The sequence below is a fragment of the Flavobacterium sp. genome, from assembly GCF_040402895.1.
Classification (GTDB): Bacteria; Bacteroidota; Bacteroidia; order Flavobacteriales; family Flavobacteriaceae; genus Flavobacterium.
Genome location: NZ_JBBALR010000009.1, coordinates 1 through 22,834, shown reverse-complemented (window position 1 = coordinate 22,834; position 22,834 = coordinate 1). Strand labels below are relative to the sequence as shown.

General features: G+C 30.5%; 19 protein-coding genes and 1 pseudogene. 9 read left to right on the top strand and 11 right to left on the bottom strand.

Features of this window, described 5'->3' with window-relative positions; genetic code table 11:
* Positions 1 to 39 precede the first annotated feature (39 nt).
* Complete coding sequence (locus ABWP60_RS08720) at positions 40 to 1,614, bottom strand: S41 family peptidase (RefSeq protein WP_353151386.1); 1,575 nt, start codon at positions 1,612 to 1,614, stop codon at positions 40 to 42.
* A 32-nt stretch (positions 1,615 to 1,646) separates the two neighbouring features.
* Positions 1,647 to 2,441 carry a sulfite exporter TauE/SafE family protein gene (locus tag ABWP60_RS08715; RefSeq protein WP_353151384.1) on the bottom strand — a complete coding sequence of 265 codons (795 nt, stop codon included), beginning with the start codon at positions 2,439 to 2,441 and terminating at the stop codon, positions 1,647 to 1,649.
* Between the two features lie 145 nt (positions 2,442 to 2,586).
* Between ABWP60_RS08715 and ytxJ the strand changes: the two genes are divergently transcribed.
* Complete coding sequence (ytxJ, locus tag ABWP60_RS08710; protein ID WP_353151382.1) at positions 2,587 to 2,985, top strand: bacillithiol system redox-active protein YtxJ; 399 nt, start codon at positions 2,587 to 2,589, stop codon at positions 2,983 to 2,985.
* 64 nt (positions 2,986 to 3,049) lie between these two features.
* Here ytxJ and ABWP60_RS08705 read toward each other — a convergent pair whose 3' ends face one another.
* Together ABWP60_RS08705 and fahA are read right to left on the bottom strand one after the other, a co-directional pair.
* Positions 3,050 to 4,231, bottom strand: coding sequence for a hypothetical protein (locus ABWP60_RS08705; protein WP_353151379.1), 1,182 nt, complete (start codon positions 4,229 to 4,231; stop codon positions 3,050 to 3,052).
* Positions 4,232 to 4,267: 36 nt separating this feature from the next.
* Positions 4,268 to 5,554, bottom strand: coding sequence for a fumarylacetoacetase (gene fahA / locus ABWP60_RS08700; RefSeq protein WP_353151377.1), 1,287 nt, complete (start codon positions 5,552 to 5,554; stop codon positions 4,268 to 4,270).
* Positions 5,555 to 5,665: 111 nt separating this feature from the next.
* Here fahA and glyA point away from each other — a divergent pair, with 111 nt between their 5' ends.
* From glyA to ABWP60_RS08675, 5 genes and pseudogenes are all read left to right on the top strand, one after another.
* Positions 5,666 to 6,940 (top strand): serine hydroxymethyltransferase, encoded by a 1,275-nt coding sequence (gene glyA, locus ABWP60_RS08695; RefSeq protein ID WP_353151375.1) that lies wholly within the window; start codon positions 5,666 to 5,668, stop codon positions 6,938 to 6,940.
* Positions 6,941 to 7,058: 118 nt separating this feature from the next.
* On the top strand, positions 7,059 to 7,646 hold the full coding sequence (locus ABWP60_RS08690; protein WP_353151477.1) for a MiaE family protein: 588 nt from the start codon (positions 7,059 to 7,061) through the stop codon (positions 7,644 to 7,646).
* A gap of 45 nt (positions 7,647 to 7,691) precedes the next feature.
* Complete coding sequence (locus ABWP60_RS08685; RefSeq protein WP_353151372.1) at positions 7,692 to 9,914, top strand: M20/M25/M40 family metallo-hydrolase; 2,223 nt, start codon at positions 7,692 to 7,694, stop codon at positions 9,912 to 9,914.
* 13 nt (positions 9,915 to 9,927) lie between these two features.
* Positions 9,928 to 10,798, top strand: a pseudogene (locus ABWP60_RS08680) (cation diffusion facilitator family transporter).
* Positions 10,799 to 10,806: 8 nt separating this feature from the next.
* Positions 10,807 to 11,187 carry a hypothetical protein gene (locus ABWP60_RS08675; protein WP_353151370.1) on the top strand — a complete coding sequence of 127 codons (381 nt, stop codon included), beginning with the start codon at positions 10,807 to 10,809 and terminating at the stop codon, positions 11,185 to 11,187.
* Positions 11,188 to 11,420: 233 nt separating this feature from the next.
* Here ABWP60_RS08675 and ABWP60_RS08670 read toward each other — a convergent pair whose 3' ends face one another.
* From ABWP60_RS08670 to ABWP60_RS08660, 3 genes are all read right to left on the bottom strand, one after another.
* On the bottom strand, positions 11,421 to 12,284 hold the full coding sequence (locus ABWP60_RS08670) for a DUF6371 domain-containing protein (RefSeq protein WP_353151368.1): 864 nt from the start codon (positions 12,282 to 12,284) through the stop codon (positions 11,421 to 11,423).
* Positions 12,285 to 12,352: 68 nt separating this feature from the next.
* Positions 12,353 to 13,456: an AAA family ATPase gene (locus tag ABWP60_RS08665; RefSeq protein WP_353151366.1), complete on the bottom strand. Its 1,104-nt coding sequence runs from the start codon at positions 13,454 to 13,456 to the stop codon at positions 12,353 to 12,355.
* On the bottom strand, positions 13,386 to 13,589 hold the full coding sequence (locus tag ABWP60_RS08660) for a helix-turn-helix domain-containing protein (RefSeq protein ID WP_353151474.1): 204 nt from the start codon (positions 13,587 to 13,589) through the stop codon (positions 13,386 to 13,388). The genes ABWP60_RS08665 and ABWP60_RS08660 overlap by 71 nt, the downstream gene beginning before the upstream one ends.
* A gap of 474 nt (positions 13,590 to 14,063) precedes the next feature.
* On the opposite strand from ABWP60_RS08660, the gene ABWP60_RS08655 reads away from it, so the two are divergent.
* Both ABWP60_RS08655 and ABWP60_RS08650 read left to right on the top strand, forming a co-directional pair.
* Complete coding sequence (locus ABWP60_RS08655; RefSeq protein WP_353151363.1) at positions 14,064 to 14,513, top strand: hypothetical protein; 450 nt, start codon at positions 14,064 to 14,066, stop codon at positions 14,511 to 14,513.
* A gap of 23 nt (positions 14,514 to 14,536) precedes the next feature.
* Positions 14,537 to 14,746 (top strand): hypothetical protein, encoded by a 210-nt coding sequence (locus ABWP60_RS08650; RefSeq protein ID WP_353151361.1) that lies wholly within the window; start codon positions 14,537 to 14,539, stop codon positions 14,744 to 14,746.
* Positions 14,747 to 15,136: 390 nt separating this feature from the next.
* On the opposite strand, the gene ABWP60_RS08645 is transcribed toward ABWP60_RS08650, so the two are convergent.
* Together ABWP60_RS08645 and ABWP60_RS08640 are read right to left on the bottom strand one after the other, a co-directional pair.
* Positions 15,137 to 17,752, bottom strand: a complete 2,616-nt coding sequence (locus tag ABWP60_RS08645; protein WP_353151358.1) for a DEAD/DEAH box helicase family protein — start codon at positions 17,750 to 17,752, stop codon at positions 15,137 to 15,139.
* 6 nt (positions 17,753 to 17,758) lie between these two features.
* The gene (locus ABWP60_RS08640; RefSeq protein WP_353151356.1) at positions 17,759 to 19,771 is read right to left on the bottom strand and encodes a DNA methyltransferase; all 2,013 of its coding nucleotides are present in this window, start codon (positions 19,769 to 19,771) and stop codon (positions 17,759 to 17,761) included.
* 268 nt (positions 19,772 to 20,039) lie between these two features.
* Here ABWP60_RS08640 and ABWP60_RS08635 point away from each other — a divergent pair, with 268 nt between their 5' ends.
* Complete coding sequence (locus ABWP60_RS08635; protein ID WP_353151354.1) at positions 20,040 to 20,603, top strand: tyrosine-type recombinase/integrase; 564 nt, start codon at positions 20,040 to 20,042, stop codon at positions 20,601 to 20,603.
* A 3-nt stretch (positions 20,604 to 20,606) separates the two neighbouring features.
* Here the strand turns inward: ABWP60_RS08635 and ABWP60_RS08630 are convergent, their stop codons facing one another.
* The gene (locus tag ABWP60_RS08630) at positions 20,607 to 21,383 is read right to left on the bottom strand and encodes a hypothetical protein (protein ID WP_353151352.1); all 777 of its coding nucleotides are present in this window, start codon (positions 21,381 to 21,383) and stop codon (positions 20,607 to 20,609) included.
* Positions 21,380 to 22,615 carry a phage integrase SAM-like domain-containing protein gene (locus ABWP60_RS08625; protein ID WP_353151349.1) on the bottom strand — a complete coding sequence of 412 codons (1,236 nt, stop codon included), beginning with the start codon at positions 22,613 to 22,615 and terminating at the stop codon, positions 21,380 to 21,382. The genes ABWP60_RS08630 and ABWP60_RS08625 overlap by 4 nt, the downstream gene beginning before the upstream one ends.
* Between the last annotated feature and the right edge of the window lie 219 nt (positions 22,616 to 22,834).

Here is a 22,834-nt window from a genome sequence, read left to right as displayed (position 1 = left end):
TTTCTAAAATTTTAATAATTTCTATAATCTGTGTAGTAACTATTTATTTTGGGGTTTATTTAATATTTCTACTTCTTTTTCTCTTCGAATATCCTCTAAAATCCAATTCAACTCAGGATCGATGTTGTTTTTTCTGTCTTCTAAAGTAGGTAAAATTTCTTTATCAGGAAAAATACCTCTTCCAACTATTTCCGTTTTTCCTGAGGCACTAACAACGGCCAAGCCTATTTTTAATTTTACTTTACTTTTTGGTAATTGAACCAAAGGCATTTGAGCAGCAACCGTTCCATTATAAGCACCTCCGGTTTCTTCACCTACAAAAAATGCACGTTGATTTGACTTTAAATTTGAAGAAATAATACTTGATGCCGAAAAACTACCACCATTAATTAATACGTAAATTTTTCCTTTAAAATTATTTGGTTCTGGTTTACGTGACTTAGAATGACGATTACTTAAATAGGTAACATTTTCTTGTTTTCTAGTTTTAAAATAAAATAAAGGATAAAAAATAGGCGCGCCTAAAATCTTAAAAAACTTAGTAAGATAGCCACTTCCTTTAAAATAATTCATATGTAAAAAACTGGTTTTTGATACCACTTCATAATCATCAATAAAGACAAACGGTTGAGAAACTAAATAACTATATAAATCAGCAATTTCATTCAATCTTCCACCACCATTATTACGCAAATCAATAATTAAATTTTTAGTATTTGCTACAGATAAGGTAGTAAACGCTTCTTCATAAAAATCGTGCGAATTTCCATTAGAAAAACCTTTTATCGACATTATTGCTGTGATACTATCGTTATCCAAAAATTTAAAATCTCTGGTAAACGTTTTTGTATCTTTATTATAACCATATTTACTATTAAATTTTGCCTTCTCTTTTCTTTCTTTTTTTGATAATTTAAGTTTTTTTTGATTTGATTTAGTTCCAAATGTATCGCGTTTTACAATAAATAGTGAATCTTTATCATTTACTTTTAGAAGTAATTGCAAACTGTCTTGCATTTTTCCTTTATCAAAAGTAAAATATGTACCGAAATATTTTCCTAAATATCTATTAAAAAAGGTTGTGTTAAAACCGTCAGAAGCAATTCGTTTCGAATATAATGAAATTAATTCGGAAGGCTTTTCAGAATTTATGGAAACAACTTCAGTATTCGCTTTTATATTGTGACGCGAGCGATTTTTTATTATTATTAATTTGTTGTCGATATATTCAAAATCGAATTGAGAAAAAGGTGATTTTCCTTTTTTTTTAATTGCTTGTGTTTCTTTTTTAGTAAACTTTCGCAAACTTGCTGAAACGCTTAAATGTCCTTGACCAACATTTTTAACCACTTGGCTAAATTCTTTATAGAAAGCCAAACCCGTCATTGGCTTTTGGATAGATTTTTTTAAGCTATCAAACTTATAATCTAATTTTTCTTTAGAAATGTACCAATTCAATTTTGGATGTAATTGTTTGAGTTTTTTGTACGAATAATCTACATCTTTTTGAAGCTGAGCTGCCGGAATAGGTTGTGTTAATTTCTGATTAAATTTCTTAGTAGATTGACAAGAAAATAGAAATAGCGTACCGAAAAGGACAATTATGTTCTTCATAAATTTGGGGTTTTTATAATGAAAAAACAAATCTAACTAAAAAAAACATCATATCCATAACGAATAATCATTATGACCACAACTAATAAAAACAATTTTCGAATAAACTGATTGCCTTTTAAAATGGCCATTCTGGTACCAATTATACTTCCTGAAATATTGGAAATCGCCATAATAATTGCAATTTCTAAAATATAATTTCCTTGCGAAATAAACACGTAAAGCGCGGAAATATTGGTGATGCAATTTATTATTTTCGCATACGCAGATGCTTCTAAAAATTTAAATCCTAAAAGTGCTACAAACCCTAAAACCAGGAAACTTCCTGTTCCTGGACCTAAAAAACCATCGTAAAAACCAATAATTATACCCAATAAAAATCCAAATAAATACTTTTTTTTATCGGATAATACTTTTGTAGAATAAGAACCAAAATCTTTATTTTTAAACGTGTAAATGGCAATAGCAATTAACATAAAAAAGATAAAAGGTTTTAGAATATTCACGTCAATTCGACTGACCAATTTCGCACCAATAAAAGAAAAAATAATAGAGCTAAAAGCCGTAATTATCAATAATTTCCAATTGAACTTTACTCGTTTTGCATATTGAACCGCTGCAATTGAAGTACCTGAAAGTCCGGCTATTTTGTTAGTCCCAAAAGCAGTTGGAATACTTGAATTTGGAAATAATATCATAAAAGCAGGAAATTGAATTAATCCGCCACCTCCAACTACTGCATCTATAAAACCTGCTAAAAGCGAGGCAATAGTTATAATTATTAAAATAGAAATGTCGTGTTGGGCAAATAATTCAACTAGGTTCATTAATTTTATTCATAACGTGGGTGAAAAATCATTTCAAATATACTATTATTTTTATAACTTTTTAATTCAGCATAAGTTGTAGTATATTTGTAAGAAATAAATTAATATAATTCAAAAGACAAATTGTCTTAAAAAAATAACAAAAATGGACTTTTTAAAAAATATCTTTAAGGAAACCTCATCAAACGCATCAGAAAATTCAAAAGAAGATGTGAAATATTTTGAGTTAAATAAAATGGAACAATTTGATGAGATGGATGAAATTTCAACTACAAAGTCTGTTGTAATTTTTAAACACAGTACAAGATGTAGCATCAGTAGAATGGCTTTAAAACAATTTGATGCTGCATTTAATTATCCTGAAGAAAAAATAGATTGGTATTTATTAGATTTGTTAAATCACCGAGATTTATCAAATGAGATAGCCCATAGATATAATGTTACGCATCAATCACCTCAAATTTTAGTTATACAAAATGGAAAAGCAGTTTTTAATGCTTCACACGATAGTATTGCTGCTGAAGATTTGAAACAGTTTACGTAGAATTTGTGATTTACGATGTGAGGTTTACGATTTGGAAATTTAGTATATTTAAAAATAAAATTAATTATCTTCTAAATCTATTTCCAGTAATAATCGCTTTTAATTTTGCTTTTATATCTTCACCCGAATCATAAACCATTTGTTCGTTTGTTGGAAACGGAACGGCTCTTCTATCAAAATATTGAAAATAATCTTGTTCACAAGCGCTTTTATCTCCATTGTAATTCGCATATATATAATTGAAAACAAATTCACTTGTTAATGGATAAGCATCAATTAATTGGTTGGTATTTAAATCGTGAAATTCTACTTTAGCTGTAGTTTGCACAGATTTAAATTGGGTGAACTCATAAATATTAGCCGTAATTGTTTTCATCACATCAACAACCATTGGTTTTCCTTCAGAATCTTTTACTTGAATACCATTGGAATCTAAAAGAGGTTTTGTACCGTCTTTAATTTGTTTTTCTTTAATAAATTGTTTTTCTCTAACTTGTTCTGGTGAGATTTTAATTTCTCTGAAATTAACAACCAAAGCAAAATCATAAGAAATATCGTTTTGTTTTTTATTATGATATTCCGTCCATTTATCATTAATTCCATAGGTGCTAAAATCTAATAAATCATCTTGCAAACGAGCTGGAATAACCATATTTGTTTCATTTTTTGAAGAAACAAACACAAAATCAGTACCTTTAAATTTGGCTATATCTATTAATTCTCTTACATTTTTATAATCGGGGTTTAATTTATCTAAGTACACTAAATCGTCATAAGTTTGACGTAAAATTAGCTTGTTTTTTGACGAAAGTTGTTTCTTGGAATTGTCATACAAATAAGTGGATAAATCTGCTTTACTTGCAACCAATTCATTAGAATAATCAGAAAACGGAAATAGTGCATTTCTGTTTTCTTTTAGTAATTTTAAGGGTAAAACACCTCTAATTTTATCTTGTCTAGTATGTAATTGAATATACAAATTATATATTTTCTCGAAATTTGAGGGATTTTTTTCTTTTATCAATAAAGACAAATTATTTAAATCACGTTCTTTTGCTTTGGCAAATGCTTCTTCTAAAAGATACACATAATCTTGGTTCCCTTTTGCGTTTTTATTTGTTCTTAAACCATCTAGAGCTCTTTCAATAGCGCCATCATAATCGCCATTACTTAACATAGATTGGGTTTGTTTCACACCACAAGAAAACAAAAAAAGCGTCAGTAGTAGTAAAATAGTTCTTTTCATATGTACTTATTTAGTTTTAAAAACACAGCGTGTTACCTAAAATTTTAATTCAATTGCAGGAAGTAATTTGCTTGATACTTCTCCAAAACCAATTCTTATTTGGTCATTTTGACAATAACCTCTAATAATTACGGTGTCATTATCATTAATAAATTTTCGCTCTGAACCATCATTCATTTTGATCGGATTTTGGCCACCCCATGACAATTCCAACATCGAACCGAACGAATCTGGTGTGGGTCCTGAAATCGTACCACTTCCCATCATATCTCCAGAATTCACTCTACATCCATTGATTGTATGATGAGCCAATTGTTGACTCATAGTCCAATACATGTATTTAAAATTAGAGTTTGACACTATCGTTTCAACAGCATTTTCTGGCTGAATGGCCACTTGCAAATTAATGTCGTATGCATGATTGCCCGTTTGTTGTAAATAAGGTAATGGCTTCGGGTTTTGTTCTGGAGAAGCGCATTTAAAAGGTTCCAAAGCATCTAAAGTAACAATCCAAGGCGAAATTGAAGAAGCAAAGTTTTTCGCTAAAAATGGACCTAACGGTACATATTCCCATTTTTGAATATCTCTTGCTGACCAATCATTAAACAAAACCATTCCGAAAATACTTGCTTCTGCTTCTGTTACAGAAACGGGCTCACCCATTATATTGGCATCAGTAGTAATAAAGGCAGTTTCTAATTCAAAATCTACCAATCTTGAAGGTCCAAAAACGGGTTGAGTTTCTCCATTTGGCAACGTTTGACCGTATGGTCTATGAACCGGAATTCCACTTGGTACAATCGTAGAACTTCTTCCATGATATCCTACCGGAATATGCAACCAGTTTGGTAATAATGCATTTTCTGGATCGCGAAACATTTTTCCTACATTGGTTGCATGTTCTTTACTGGAATAGAAATCGGTATAATCACCAATTTGAACAGGTAATAACATTTCAACCTCATCTATTTTAAAAATAACAATATTTTTATGTGCATCATTATCTCGTAATTTTGGGTTGGTATCTAAAAAAATATCCGATAATCTATTTCGTACTAAACGCCAAGTTTTTCTACCATCAGAAATAAAGTCATTAAGCGTATCCTGCATAAACATATCGTCAGTGAGTTCAATGCCCTCAAAATATCCTAATTGTTGCAAGGCGCCCATATCAATTGCAAAATCACCAATTCTTGTTCCAATAGTAATTACATCTTCTTTTGTGATAAAAACTCCAAATGGAATATTTTGAATTGGAAAATCACTGTCTTTTTTGATTTCTAACCAAGACTTTCTACTTGGATCATTTGCAAAATTTGGCATATCTATATCGTGTATTATTTTGTTGATAATTGAGTAATCAAAATTAAACTATCCATTCAATTTACCAAACATTTTTTGTATTTTTGACAAAATTTAAATTTATACTAAAAAATGCAACGCGACGAACTTATTTTTGACCTTATTTTAGACGAGCAAGACAGACAAATTCACGGAATTGAATTAATTGCTTCAGAAAACTTTGTGAGCGACCAGGTTATGGAAGCTGCAGGCTCATGTTTAACCAATAAATACGCGGAAGGATATCCTGGAAAAAGATATTATGGCGGTTGTGAAGTAGTAGATATTGTAGAGCAAGTTGCTATTGATCGAGTAAAAGAATTATTTGGAGCGGAATACGCTAACGTACAACCCCATTCAGGTTCACAAGCAAACACAGCTGTTTTTGCAGCTTGTTTAAAACCAGGAGATAAAATTTTAGGATTTGATTTGTCTCATGGTGGACATTTAACGCATGGATCACCTGTAAATTTTTCAGGTAAATTATATACACCTAGTTTTTATGGTGTAGAAGAATCAAGTGGATTATTAAACTACGATAAAATTCAAGAAATTGCAACAAGAGAGCAACCTAAAATGATTATTGCAGGCGCATCAGCTTATTCTCGTGATATGGATTTTAAACGTTTCCGTGAAATTGCAGATTCTGTTGGAGCACTTTTGTTGGCCGACATTTCTCATCCTTCTGGATTAATTGCTAAAGGATTATTAAACGATCCAATTCCACATTGTCATATTGTAACAACTACAACTCATAAAACATTACGTGGACCTCGTGGCGGTTTAATTATGATGGGGAAAGATTTTGAAAACCCATGGGGATTAACTACTCCTAAAGGAGATATTCGAATGATGAGCCATATTTTAGACATGTCTGTATTTCCTGGAAATCAAGGAGGTCCATTAATGCATATTATTGCCGCAAAAGCCGTTGCATTTGGTGAAGCGTTAACTGATGAATTTTTCCGTTATGCGTTACAAATGCAAAAAAATGCAAAAGCGATGGCGGAAGCTTTTAACAAAAGAGGGTATAAATTAATTTCTGGAGGAACTGACAATCACATGATGTTAATTGATTTACGCAACAAAAATATTTCTGGTAAAGATGCAGAAAACGCATTGGTTAAAGCAGAAATTACTGTGAATAAAAACATGGTGCCTTTTGATGATAAATCACCATTCGTAACTTCAGGAATTCGTGTTGGAACGCCAGCAATTACAACTCGTGGTTTGGTAGAAGAAGATATGGAAACAGTTGTTGCTTTAATTGATAAAGTATTAATGAATTATACCAATGAAGCTGTAATAGAAGAAGTAGCTGAAGAAGTTAACGAACTTATGGGCGAAAGAGCCATGTTTGTTTTATAATTCACATAATTAAAAAGTAAACTAAATAAAAAAGGTGTTATGTGTCATTCATAATACCTTTTTTAAAAAACTACACTTTTTAATCATTATTAACCTCATAACCTGTACAAAAATGTCTATTTTACGATTGCAATTACCCACCGATCCCAGATGGGCAAATATAGTAGAAGAAAACTTAGAAGACATCTTAAGTGACCATGCTTGGTGCGAACAAAAAGCAGCTACTAATGCCATAATGCTTATTATTAATAATGCTGAGAAGGAAGATTTGGTGACAGAAATGACTGCGATTTCTATTGAAGAAATGCAACATTTTCAAATGGTTCATGATATTATTAAGGCGCGAGGCTACGAATTTTTAAGAGAACGAAAAGACGATTATGTAAACGAATTAGCCAAATTTATGAAGCAATCTTCTGACGGAAGTAGAGCATGTGGTTTAATAGAACGTTTACTTTTTGCAGCCATGATTGAAGCTAGAAGTTGCGAACGGTTTAAAGTACTTTCTGAGAATTTAAAAGACGAAGAATTAGCTAAGTTTTATAGAGATTTAATGGAAAGCGAAGCCGCTCATTATACCACTTTTATTAACTTAGCCAGAAAATATGCTGAAAATATTGATGTAGAAAAACGTTGGAAAGCTTGGTTAACTTATGAAGCGAGTGTAATAGCTAAATATGGAGAAGGCGTGACTGTTCATGGGTAAAAAAAATTCAAAAAAAAATATTAAGATTTTAAATTTACATACAAAATGGCAATTAATAAATATGCGTTTCTATCGTTTCTATTTCTTTCATTAACGCTTCAAGGACAAGAAAGAAATCTAAGAAATATAAAAAAACTAACTTTTGGTGGTGATAATGCTGAGGCTTATTTTAGTCCAGATAGTAAAAACTTAACTATGCAAGTCACCAATACTCAATTTGGTGTGCCTTGCGATCAAATTTACTCGTTAGATTTGACGCAACCCATAACGGATTTTAACAATCTGAAATTAGTCTCTACAGGAAAAGGAAGAACTACATGTTCCTATTTTATGCCAGATGGAAAACACATTATTTATGCTTCCACTCATGAAGCTAACGTAGCATGTCCAGCACCACCAAAACCAAAAGACGGAAAGTACCTATGGGCTATTTATCCTGAATTTGAAATTTATATGGCAACTAAATCTGGTGAAATTGTAAAAAAATTAACGAATTCTCCAGGTTATGATGCTGAAGCTGTTGTTTCACCTGATGGAAAAAAAATAGCCTTTACAAGTATTCGTTCTGGTGATTTAGAAATTTACACCATGGATATTGACGGAACTAATTTAAAACAAATTACGTTTGGTTTGGGATATGATGGTGGATGTTTCTTTTCACACGATAGTAAAAAATTAGTCTTTCGTTCCTCTCGCCCTACCACAGAAAAAGACGTTAAAGAGTACAAAGATTTATTAGCAGAAAATTTAGTGATGCCGACTAATATGGAAATTTATACCTGTAATATCGATGGCTCAGATTTAAAACAAATCACTAAATTAGGTAAAGCCAATTGGGCACCCTTTTTTCATCCTTCGGACAAAAAAATTATTTTTTCATCCAATCATCACGCTACAAAAGGATACGATTTTCAATTATATATGATAAATATTGATGGTACTGGATTGAAACAAATTACCTATGAAAGTGAATTTAATGCGTTTCCACAATTTTCACCGGACGGAAAAAAATTAGTATTTTCAAGTAACCGCCAACAAGATAAAGCGCGTGAAACAAATGTATTTATTGCGGATTGGGTAGAAACAGATGAAGTTGAAAATGCAGATAGTAAAAATTTAAAAAAACACATTTCGTATTTAGCTTCTGATGCCTTAGAAGGAAGACTTTCAGGAAGTAAAGCTGAAAAAACAGCGGCAAAATACATAGAAAGTGAATTTAAAAAATTAGGTTTACAACCTTATAATAAAACATTTTTACAACCTTTTTCATATCGCTACAAAACCAATCCACATGCAGATTCCACTGTTGTAGGAGATTTATTAAATTCTAATAATGTAATTGCTTATTTAGATAATGGGGCAAAAAAAACCATTGTAATAGGGGCACATTACGACCATTTAGGTAGAAACGAACATAACAATTCAACCAAACCTTTCTCTAAAGGAATGATACACAATGGCGCAGACGATAATGCTTCTGGTGTGGCAGGCGTGTTAGATTTAGCTCGAATGTATACAAAAAATAGTACCAAAGAAAATGTAAATTTCATTTTTGCATTGTTTGCTGGTGAAGAAGATGGCTTAATCGGTTCGAAGCACATGGCAGAAACTGTAAAAACACTTTATCCAAATGTAATTACTATGATTAACATGGATATGATTGGACGATTAGATGATAAGAAAAGTCTTATTGTTGGTGGAACCGGTACCTCTCCTATTTTTTCAGAATTAATTCAACGTAACAAACCTGCGGGATTTGGAGTTACAGAAGAAACTGGCGGAATTGGACCATCTGATCATACTTCATTTTACTTAAAAGATATTCCAGTACTGTTTTTATTTACAGGAACGCATGAAGATTATCACAAACCAAGTGATGATGAAGAAAAAATTAATTATTATGGCGTAACTAATATTGTAAATTATGTGTTTAGAATTGCAAATGAATTGGCCGAAAAAGAAAACATAGCATTTACCAAAACCAAAATAAACAGCGAAAAGAAAATGGCAAAATACAAAGTAACACTTGGTATTATGCCAGACTATGCTGAACATGGTGATGGGTTACACGTTGACGGCGTAACGGAAGACCGACCAGCCATTAAAGCCGGAATTAAAGAAGGTGATATCATAACAAAAATTGGCGATTGTGAAGTCAAAGAAGTATATAGTTATATGGAATGTTTAGCCAAAATTAACTCAGGTGAAACGAAAGAAGTTATTTTTATTAGAGACGGAAAAACTAATAAGGTAAACGTAACATTTTAATAAAAACTTATAAATGACAAACGAACAAACCGCCATAAAAGCTACCTATTTTAGTATTATTGGCAATACATGCTTAGCACTTATAAAAGGATTAGCAGGTTTTTTCGGAAATTCTTATGCATTAGTTGCTGATGCCATAGAATCTATAACTGATATTTTTGCTTCGTTTTTGGTTTTATTTGGTATAAAATATTCTAACCGACCTGCAGATGAAAATCATCCTTACGGTCACGGAAGAGCCGAACCTTTAATTACATTTTTGGTTGTTGGATTTTTAATCACTTCGGCTACAATTATTGCTTACAAAAGCATTCAAAATATTAGTACACCGCATGATTTACCAAAATCTTGGACATTACTCGTATTGGCAATAATTATTTGCTGGAAAGAATATTCGTTTCAAATGGTAATAAAAAAAAAGTGTTATTACTAACAGCTCTTCTTTAAAAGCAGATGCCTGGCATCATAGAAGCGACGCCATTACTTCAATAGCCGCTTTTATTGGAATTTCGATAGCTTTAGTTTTAGGAAAGGGTTACGAAGCTGCAGATGATTGGGCGGCTTTATTTGCTTCTTTTTTTATTTTATATAACAGTTATTTGATTTTCCGACCTGCATTGGGTGAAATTATGGACGAACATCGGTATGATGATTTAGTAGAAAATATTCGCATTGAATCATTAAAAGTAGATGGAATAATAGGTACAGAGAAATGTTTTATCAGAAAAGCAGGAATGAAATATCATGTGGACTTACACGCAATTGTGGATGCAAAAATTTCTGTTAAAGAAGGGCATGATTTGGCGCATAAATTAAAAGACACTTTGAGAAGTCAAATTTTAGAACTTGGACATGTTCTAATTCATATTGAACCAAATGAATAATTAATAAAATGAAAAGTAAAATACTAAATTTTCTTCTCATCGTTTTCTCACTTTTTGGCTATTTAGAATGGAGTGGAAATCAGCATATCTTTTTGCTTGAAGCAGAAATTGAAATTTTTTCCAAATTATTTATTAATCCAAAATCGGTTATTCATCCATTTATTATTTTACCTATAATTGCTCAATTTTTATTATTGTTCACCTTGTCCCAAAAAACACCCAGTAAAAAATTAACTTATATTAGTATTTTTGGATTAGGCTTGTTATTAGGGTTTATGCTATTCGTTGGATTAGTAAGTTTAAACTATAAGATTGTAATTTCTACAATTCCATTTGTCTTACTTTCCATACTAACGATACTTCATCATAGAAAACAAAAAGTAAAATAAAAAACCTCCCATTACTGAGAGGTCTTATTTATTTTTAATCGAAATCGTAAACCGTAAATCAAAATTACATATTACGTCTATGTAACTTAGAACTGTATTTACTTGGGTTAAAACTTAATTTAGTCAACATTTAGTCAGCAAAAAATTCTACATAGAAATTATTATAGGTCAAAGATAAAAAAAAAGAGGGTTCCAAATTGGAAACCCTCTCTTAATTGCTGTTTAGTAAATTTCTACTCGATTAAAGAATTTATGTACACATCTGCGAAGTCTGTACCCTGTTCAAAATCTGTATGTTCTAACCATTCGTTGACTATTATTTTAAACCCAATATTATTTAATTCTATTGCTTTATTTAACCAATCACCATATTCGCTTTTATCTGGAAAAGCAATTATATTATAATTAATGATTGGCTTTAGTAGTTCAAAATTAAAACCACTTTTCATACCTGTTGCTAACCAAACTAATTCTGGTTTAAAAAGGCTCATTATTATTGCTGTCTTTTCACTTTCAACAATAGCAATTGTCTTTTTATTTTCTTTGTCAACCAAATGCAATCCAAATAAACACTGTTTTATATTGAAGTCCTTTAATTTTAATAAACTGCGAACGCTACTTATATAGGCTTTACCCTCTTCACTTTTCATTCGTTTACCTGTATTTTGATTGAATAGCATGACTTTGCCATGCCTTACTTTTTGTTCATCATCAATCTGCCAGAATATTGTTGCTCCATCCCAAAATTTAGAAGTTCCAATTAAGTACTTTGAAGCAACTTCTCTAACCTCATCAATCGAAAATATTGTCACCAGAAATTTTAATAAATTGTTGGATTGGTAATTGCTACAACTGTTTTTTACTAGATTGAAATCATGAAAAGATTGCTTTACTTCTTTGACTTCAAAAGAACCGCTAATTATGCCTTTAGGTGTATTGTGATAGCTACAATTAGTTTCTCTATCACAACGACCGTATTCATCGCTTAGATAGCCCTGTGTTTCAATATCACAGTATTTTACTAAAGTTCTTTTTTGACACTTTGGACAAATGAACTTTTTACTGCTTTTGTCTAAATAATATTTATACTGTTTCATGGTATGATTTTGTTCATGATGTTCACGATGTTCATGGTTCTATTCGTGAACATCGTGAACAATTAATTTTACTTTCTTAAATATTTGTTTACAGCACCTAAGGAAATGCCGAGTTCTTCTGAAATTTCTCTTTGAGTTTTACCGTGACTACTCAAAAGTTTTACCTGTTCAATAATACTATCTCTGTCCTGTTCTGTAAAATTTTTGAGATGTTCGCTTTCTGAACTATAATCAATCAGTTCAAACCCTAGAAAACTTTGTTGTTTGGAGATTTCACAAACACAAACGTTTTCAGAATTATAAATATTCTCTGTATTTCTTTGTTTAATTTGCTTTATGTAACGTAAGTTTTTATCCTTTGAGCTTTCTCCAATTGTAAAAGAACTATCACAAAAGTTGATTAACATTTTACTACCAGCTAAATCATTTCTTGTAATTTCTTTTGACAAATCTCTTTTGGGTGTATGTGCTAAAACTAGAATTGACAAACCGTATTTGTTCTTTAACGATTTTAGGTCTTTCATTAATGGTAGTGCATCCTTAGCCGATTCCGTTCCAGTTTTCAGAAATGTTATATTATCTAAAATAATAACCTTTGCATTCGTGTTAATAATTGACTGTTCCAAAGAATACAAAAGGAAATCTTCAAAGGTTTCACCAGCTGGATGCGTTGCATCGCTATTCATTTCAATTCTAATGAAATTTTCATCAAAGCCATAGTGTTCTGAATAGTTAGTTGAGTATCGATTTTCAAATTGTTTATCTGACAATTCGAAATCAAAATATAAAATTGATTGTTTAGGTGCTTCTAGTTTAAACCCTTTTATTTCTTCATTTTTACTTATGCTGTTCCCAATTTGTACTGCTAAGATAGATTTACCCAGATTGGTGTCGGAAAACAAAATACAGACTTCTCCTTCAAACCAAAACTCACCAAATAACATTTTTGGTATTGGTCGGTTCTTTGCTTCTTCAATCCATTCACTTGCTGTTTTAACTGTAAATAAACCTACATTGGATTTATTGTCTGTCAACTGATTAACTTCATTCATAGCTGAGTTGATTACGTTGTTTAAATTTTCTATATTATTGTTCATCTTCTTAGTGATTAATTGGTTTAACTGCTGACAATACTTCTGAACGTTTGTAAAGAATTCGATTACCAATACCATACGATTTTAACCTACCGCTTTTTGTATGTTTCCATAAGCTAGTTAAGTTGAATGACAGTAATCGACATACCTCTTCTCTAGTTATAAAATCATTTTCAAGATGAGGTTCTTGACTACTTGTTTGACTTTGCATTAAGAATTTTAATGCCTCGGCTAATTGTTCAATTGTGATACCGTTTAAAAAAATTTGATTGTTCATATTTACCATGTTTAAGATTATGGTACAAATGAATCTTAGGGATATTTTAGGGATTCCCTAAATCGTTTCACCGCATTAAAAAACAATTTCAATGAATTGATTTTTAACAAAATAGGTGCAATTATTTTTTTGAGATGAATTTGAGAGTAGCTAACATAATTGAAAAATAATTCGGCTTTTTTTTATCAAAAGTGCACTTTTCCCAAAGTTTCACATATTTATAATAAAGACTTCAAAATAACAACAGGGACAACCTCATCCCCTTGACCTTTTTATATCCAATAACTAATGAAAGAAGAATGTATTAAACTAGTAAATGATAGTAATAAGAATAGAACAAACATATACTATCAATTAAACCAATTAACAACGATAACAGGATTAAGCAATAGAATGTTAAAATACAAAATGCTTAAAGTCAAAGAAAAGTATGATGGTATAACTAACTTACTTAAAAAGGAAGGAAGGTGCTGGTTTATTCATGCGAGTATTGTTTCGGAATTTATGCCAATTAACAAACGAAGCACGAAAGAAACCAATGATTGGCTGAGTTTTGTAACATGGAATCCATTCCAAAACTATGATGTTGATTATCATATTGAGCTAATTAAAGAAATAAAACTTGAATTACCAGATAGTACAATAAAATATACGATAGAGCTTGATAGAAGAGGTTACAACCACGTTCACTTTATTTCTGACGCTGACTACTCTAAAACAAAAAAAGTCGTTGATGAGGTTGTAATGAAGTATTTTAAATGGTTTGAAGTAACCTATCAAGTAACGGAAATTAAAAACAAATTCAGAAGTGAAAACTACTTACAGAAAGCTCCTGTTAGAAATGGAGTTTTAAAATGACAAACTAACTAAAAAAACAAAAAATGGAAAATGTAACAGACTTAAAACACAGTCCAAAACTGACAGAATTATTAATAATGTACATCAGTAGAAAGTATGAAGAAAATGCGATTTTTGATGAATGGCATTTGTTCGAAGAGTATAAACTACTTGAACGAAATAACGAATTAAACGAGCTATTCAAAGAAGAGTGTTTAACCAACCGATTGAATGATGAAAACTACACAGGATAAAATACAATTGAAGCAATTGGAATTAAACGTTGAAAACGACCCTTTGAAAAAACAAAATTTGCAGAAGCAACTAAGGAGATTACAACTAGAAAAAGAAATTGAAGAAATAAGGAAACGTATTGAACAACTTAGTTAGTTCTAGTTACCGACCCTGTATATAAAAAGAATTACTTCAAAATCAAGGGACTTAAATAGCCGTTCAAAATTTTAAAAAAAATTCCTGGGGTATTTTTTCAGCTCCTTTTTGTAACACGATGCTCGTGCAAAACTCCATAATAGTTTTAAAAAATGCTTGAATTTTATACTATAAACGACTATTCCTTTTGATGTGTCTGTTTAATGTTTCAAAAAAATGATTAGGCTCGTTCGATCGAACGAGCTTTATCATTTTTATATATTATTAAGCCTTTCTTCAAACACACTTTCTCTGTTTACTTTATTATAGAACGGCATTCCTATAAGTTTATAGCTTTGATTTTGATACAATTCAACGACAGCTTGATTCTCTATATCTTTCAAGAAATCTTCTTTCCATTGGTCTGTATAAAGTAACTGTTCGCCTTTCGGCTCAATAAATAATTGATAGATAACCTCATCCTGTGATTCCTTTTCTGTCATGAATAACACAAAATCGGGTTCTGTTGCCTTACCATCGCTGAACCTGTAAAGTTTGAAAAATCTTTCATTTCTCAACAAGTAAATATCTGAGTACTTCTGTTTCAAATCATCGAGTTGACTTTCGAAGAATTTGACTAAAAACTTCTCTTCGGAAGAACCATAATTTTCGTTAAACGCATACCAGTCGGCATTTTTTAAATCTACATAGAATTTTGAATCTATGTCGTGTCGCATTGTTGGTTTTCCTGTTTCTGCGGTCGGACTAGTGTTTACTGTAAACGATAGCTTTTTGTTTCTGAAATGTTTTCGAACAGGCTCACGATAAAAGGACTTAGTGCCTCGATAATCTCCAAATTTAGTTGATATTTCATCTGCAATTTTATTAGCTACAAACAATACTATATCAAGCTTTTGAGTAGCAGTTAGTTCTTTTGTATCTTTCTCTAAACCCGTAACCTCAACACTTATTCCGCCAAAGTACTTTTCATTTGAAACAAAATCAACCATTGATTTCACAGTCGGAAAATATTTTCGAATATTTTCGAATCTGTAAAAAGGTATTTTGTTTAATCCTTTTAACAAAATTGTTTTGTCCCAAACAAGAAATTTATGTGTATTCATGTAGTTAGCCGCAACTCTATTGGCTCTCATACTAACCTCATCGAATATTGTATTAACCGCTGAACGATTAGTTCTTAAAGCATAGGTAAACCTTTTTACAATATCTGGTTCTTGATATTCAAGAAGCGTTTTTGGATTATTCAACACTTTTTTATTAAGCATTATAAATCCATTCTTGTAGAAGTTGGTTTCTTTGAATTCGTCTTTTAGGTATAAATCAACCTCAACCTTCTCATCTGGAAACAAACCAATTTGTTTTAAAGCTTGGTTTAATTCTGAAATATACTTTGGGTTGTGCGAACAATGATAATGAAGTGTTTCGCAAATTCTCAATGTATTTGTAACATCATCATCATATTTTCTTTTGTCTAAATCTTGGTTTTCGTTTAGTTTAAAAGGAAAATATCTCGCTCCACGACCGATTAATTGTGCTTCTTGAACAGTAGTTTTACCAGGAGCATTACCACTCGCATCACGTGTGTCATATAAACGAACGATGTCGAACAAATTCAAAACATCCCAACCTTCATTTAGTTTGTCTACGGCAAAAACTACCCTATAACCGTTATCAATATCTTCAAGACTGTTGATAGTAATTTGCTTCTCATCTGTATCGTTTTTGGAATTAACAGATATTATTTTGTCTTCTGAAAAATCTTCTTTAAGCTCATCGATTAAGCCTTGAAAAGTAATGTTTAAACTTTCAAAGTATCTCATCGCTTCAATTAGAACTTCGTTATCTAAACCAACTATTTTACTTAATTTCTCTTCGTTTAAATTTTTAATAGCCTCAATGAAAGCTTCTTCCATCACAGCACTTTCAGCAGTAGTTTTGGATTTTAACATAACCACAGGTTTAGCCAAAATACCGTTGGATGCGAATACTTTCTTTTTATATTGACTAATTATTGTCGCAACCAATGCCCGTTGGATTGGTTCAAAATCAATCTGATTCGTTTTAACTTCTTTCGAGTATTTGTCTTCTCTAAATTTTGCTAACGGATAATCATAAAGCAACTTGTTGTTATACTTTGAAGCAATGTTTGGATGCGACAATTCAAGTGTCGCAGTAAATTCCATCATTACATTTTCTGGATTAGAATGGAAAATTCTGGCAACTGTATTTTCCCATGTAACAGAAATTTCTTTCTCTTGAGATGTTAAAGTTTTCTTCGTTAGTGCATTGATATGATGAGCTTCATCAGAAATTAAGACTACTTTTCTGTTTACAAAATCATCGAAAGTTATGCTGTTTTCTTTGGTATTGTTTAATTTGGAATGTAAACCTTGAATCGTAGAAAATAATATACTTATATCTTCTTCATTTGCACTTTCAAAACTATCAACCTCATTAATTAATACATTTACACCATTGATATTAATAACTTCTTTGAAAAGGTATTTTGAGCTTTTTGGATTAAGAAAATTATCTTTGGTTTTACGAATAATAGTATCGGTGTTCACAAAGAAAATGAAGTTTCGATAACCCATATTGTACAATTCAAGAATAGCACCAGCCATTACAAGAGTTTTTCCACTTCCTGTTGCCATGTGAAACAATACTTGTGAGGGTTTTGCTCGTAACTTTGAATTGTTTAAATAATAATCTAATGCTGTAAATGCCTCGGTTTGGTATTCTCGAACATCAAACCTTATGTTATTTTTTATGATTGGTGATAATACAACTTCTAAATCCCCATCCTCAATTTTGGAAGCGATTCTTTTGTCTAAACGTTGATATGTATCTGTTTGATTATATAAAGACATATCAAGTTATTTTTTAGAGTAAAATTGTTTATTTAATAACTTATCCTGTTCACTGACATCAAACGTTTCATCATCAATTTCAGAAAAATTGACATACAATTGATTTTTGTCTAAAATTTCAACTAAATATTGTTTCATTTCTTCGATAGGAGCTGTTTTAAATGCGTCAAGTCTTTCATTGAATGTTTTTTTATCAAATTGATATGATAAAAACGCAGTTTCTTCCATTTGATTCCACAAACTAATCAACACTTCTTTGTTTTCTGCAATTTGTATTTTATCAATGTAGTTTTGATTGTATTGCATTAACTCAGTATAAATAAACGAACCGCCACCTAGCCAATTATAAGCTTTTGAAATACCAGACTTATCACCATTAATTACATTTATCAATCTTTTCACACTATCGTTTTCACCATAATCTAACTGCTCTAAACCAATGTATTTTCTATTCATTTTGTGGGAAACAGCCGCAGTTGTTCCGCTTCCAAGATGAAAATCTAATACATAATCATTCTCATTTGAGCTTAACTCAATAATTCTTCTTATTAATTGTTCTGGTTTTTTTCCTCTCTTTAATTCTACACCGCCCTCATTTGCTAAATCTGCTTTTGGAATTTCAGAATGTGACCAAACCGTTGAAAGTTTATTTTGTTTAACAATACTTTTACCATCAATAACAGCACTATCTTTTAACCAAGCAAATATCTCATTATTGAAATAATAAATAACTGTATTTAATCCTTTGTATTTACCTCTACTAGGTATATATTCTACCGTATAAAGACCACTATCCATGTTGGAAAGAAGGTCTTGTTGAAATGAATTTTCTTTTTGTGGATTTGTTGTTCTAAAAATATTACTGAAATTACTGTGAAATAATTCTTTTATTTCTAGTTCCCTTTTTTCATAATTTTTTAAAGAGATTGAACTTATTTCGTAGTCAAAATGCTTAAATATTTTTACAGGTTCATTATTTGACTTTGAATTAAATTCATTAATTATTTCTTTAGAACCTTGACTTACAAGTACTTTATTGTATCTTTTCATCACTTCATAATCCAAAGGAACACTTTTCAAAACATCATTAAAAAATATTTTAGATTTGTTTTTCGCATAAACTAAAATAAATTCCGAAGTATCAACAAAAAAACCACCTTGACCAATACCAGCAGTACCAGACCTTTCGTAAGTAATTGTATTTATAAAGTTACTACGATTGAATATTTCATCAAGTAAAATTTTTAAATAAGCCTCTTCACCATCATCACAACTCACATATATACTTCCATCTTCTGATAATAATTTATGTGCTAGTGACAATCTATTTTTCATAAATGTTAACCAAGTAGAATGGTTAAAATTATCATTGTAATTAAAACCATCATTACCTGTATTATAAGGTGGGTCAATATAAATTAATTTAATTTTTCCTCTATGTGTTTTCAAAAGTGATGCTAGAGCTAAAAGATTGTTTCCTTTAATTATTAGGTTTTCATCACCCTTTATTTCAGTAACATCACTTTCTCCGTCTTTATCATACTTTTTAAAATTAGTTAGTGTTTTAACATCCAACAATCTATCTACACTATCTGGTGCTAAAGTTTCATTCCAAAAAATTTCATTTCTTTTTTGGTCTTCTTTAGTTTGTCCACCCTCTAAAACACAATCTTTATGAGGCCAGGCCAATACTACATCATTTGAAGATGAAATAAAATTATCCGAATCATCGTCATTGGTAATCAAACCGATTTTGTTTTTAAATGATGTATAACTATCTGGTAGAAAGGATTTGTTATTTACAAAACGTTGAAACTTGATTTTATCAAATACAAGAACATTCTCCACTTCTTGAAAGAAATGTTTTTTAAATGTTTCGTTTTTTACTAATAAAGTAATTAGCTGAGGTTCAACTTTTAAAGCTAACTCAACTATTTTGTTTTTATTTAAATGACCGTCAATTACGAGATTATCCTCAAGTTTGAGCAATTCAACTAGTTCGTTTTGTAAATTTTGCATTCTATCTATTATCGTCTAGGTTAATATTGGGGTAAATGTAAGAATTACAAAAATCAAAAGCAACGATTAAGTCGCTAATCGAAACCAAAGTAAAAAAGTTTCACTTCTAATAATAGTGAAACTTTTTATTTTAGCTAAAGCACTGTAAATAAAGGCATTACGTGTTTTCTAGCGTTTTGAAAGATTTAAAAGTTTCACTTTTATACAAAATAGTTTGTTAGTGAAACAATTATAACTTATCTTTACATCAAATAAAAAACGATACGCCATGAGCTTAAAAAATTCTGTAACAACTAGTGACTACTTAAATTTTGATGCAACATTAAACAAAGCAATGAAAATAATCAAAACTGATAAAAACTATAAATTAGGGTTCTTAATTGTTTTTGGTATCAATACAGGTTTAAGAATATCTGACATACTTACTTTAAAAGTAGAAGACCTTAACGATGATTCAATTTCGTTGGTAGAATCAAAAACAAATAAAAAAAGAGTTATCAAACTGAACGATAATGTAAAAACAGCTTTCAATCTACTAAAAGAAAGAAATCCAAATATTGAAGGATTTGTATTTACATCCAATCAAAACACTGTTTTTAGTAAGCAATACGTAAATCGAAAATTGAAAGAATTGTTTGGTTCTAAGTCGTTGGCGGTATCAACGCATAGTCTTAGAAAAACGTTTGGTCGTCAAGTTTGGTCTAACAACAATGAAACTGACAAAGCTCTGCTTTACCTTAGCGAACTTTTCAATCACTCATCACCAGCTATAACAAAAAGATACTTAGGTATTAGACAGGAAGAGCTAGATGATATTTACATGAGTTTGTAAATATCATTCCTTGCTTCTTTTTTTAATTTCGTAACCTAAACTCATCAACTTGTTCTCAACAGACATTACTGTCTTTTTTGAATTCAACGGATAGTTTTTATTGTAGTAATCCTTGTTTATTAAAGGGTTTATTATAGGTTGAAGCGAAGTTGGTTTAGCTCCTGTAATAGCACTAAATACATTTGCAACACTGTTAGCTGAGGTGCTGAACGGTCTTTGACCTCTTAAAAATTCTATTATACCAAGTCTTTCTAAGTAAATAACCTTCTCTATTAATGAGGTATCACTTAAATCTATAAGCTCATCCCAATCAGACTTACCATCATCCTCTCCTCCAAGATGTGAGTAAAAATCAAGTTCTTTTGGTAATTCCTCAACAAATTGCTTATAATTCAAGTTGTTTTTATGTCTTGAATTTTTTGGTAAATCACTTAGCTTTCTATGAATTAAGTCGTCAAGCTGTTCTACAAAAGCAAGCACGGTGTCTTTTACAAACTCTAGCGATGGAGCATTATAATCTTGTAAATGAGCTACAATATATTGATATATATTACTCCTATATGATTTGTACTTATCATAATCAATTTCCAATGTATTTTCTTCTATTTGAATTTGCGTTTTAGTTTTTAACGCTAATAAATATAAGGTATATTCTTCTTTCAAATCAAATAATAAATCTAAATCTAAATTATTTGTAACATCATAAATAAACCTTATTCTTTCAAATTGAGTATAACTACTTTCTTCTTTAAAAAACTTAATTAGTTTTGAATCGCTCATTGTTTTGGTGTTATTTTATTAAAATAATCAATCATTTGAAAAGCATTTTCATTGGATGCTTTACCAATATATCTAAGAAACATTTCTTCTGTACTGTGTCCTGTCGCACTCATTAAGAACGGTGTCGGTATTTTAGAGTAAAAATTAGTAGCAAATGAACGTCTGCAAACATGAGAGCTAATTACTTGCCACTTCTCATAAACACCAACAGTCAAAATTCTCGTATTGTTAATACGCATTTTACCTTTAACCAAAGTATTAATTTTAGCCTCTTTACAAATCTCTTTACAATATTTATTAAAATGCTCTAAACTAATTTTATAAGGAAATCCACTTTCAATAATTTCAACTGCATCTGGAAACAACCCTATCGACATTAGCTTTCCAGTTTTTTTTTGCTTTAACTCAATTACTTTAACTCCTTTATATTCTTTAATATTATTCTCTGTAAGATTTAGCAAGTCACCAGCTCTCTGTCCGACCAAACAACCAAACAATAACCACTTTCTAGCATTAATTAAAGCTTCACGTGTTAATTCTGTATTTTTGATAAGTAATTGTTCTTCTTCTGTTAGAATGATTATCTCATCTGGCTCTTTTGTTTTTTTAATTGCTTTTATCTGACTGAAATCAGAATGAGTTGGGATTCCGCTTAGTGAAACCTTATTAACTACCGATATTAACAAAGACAAATAAGTGCCGATATAATTAGTAGAATAACCTTTTTGCAAAAAATGACTTTTAAAAGTGTCGATAAAATTCATATTGATATTTCGAATTAATATCGATTTACCTCTCAAACACTCATTCTCATATTTAATGAAAAACTTTTTGAAGTTATCTAAATTTTTAATTGAACCGCTTGTTAACTTATCACCTTTAGCAATGTAATAATCAATAGCATTGGTTAATACATCTAGGTCAATAACAACGATTTTATTATTAAATAAGTCTATCTGGTATTGCAACCAATCACCATCAACCTCATCACCTGTGCTAATAGCTTTATTATAAGCTTCATTAATGAAAATAGCTAACTTATCTAATTTAAATTTTAGAGCTTTTAATTCATCGGTTTTTTGTAATGGTTGAGCTTTGTCTACACTCCAATTTTTAGAATTAATAACAAACCCTGTCTTTCTTTTCCAGACAGAAGCTCTTCCGACCGAGTACCGAAGATATATGTTTGAGTTTTCCTTATCACTTTGAAGCAAGTACTTTATTGTTGCCATATTACTGTTTTATAAACAAGTCAAATGTAAACAAAAAAAGTATTCTAGTCAACATTTAGTTAACCAAAGGTGAATTTGATTAAATTTAGATGAATTCGGATGAATGCTAAAACATTGTAAAACATACATTTAAGTATTTATACATTCATCCAAATTCAATTTTCTACATATTACGTCGATATTGTCCCCCAACCTCAAACAACGCACTGGTAATTTGAC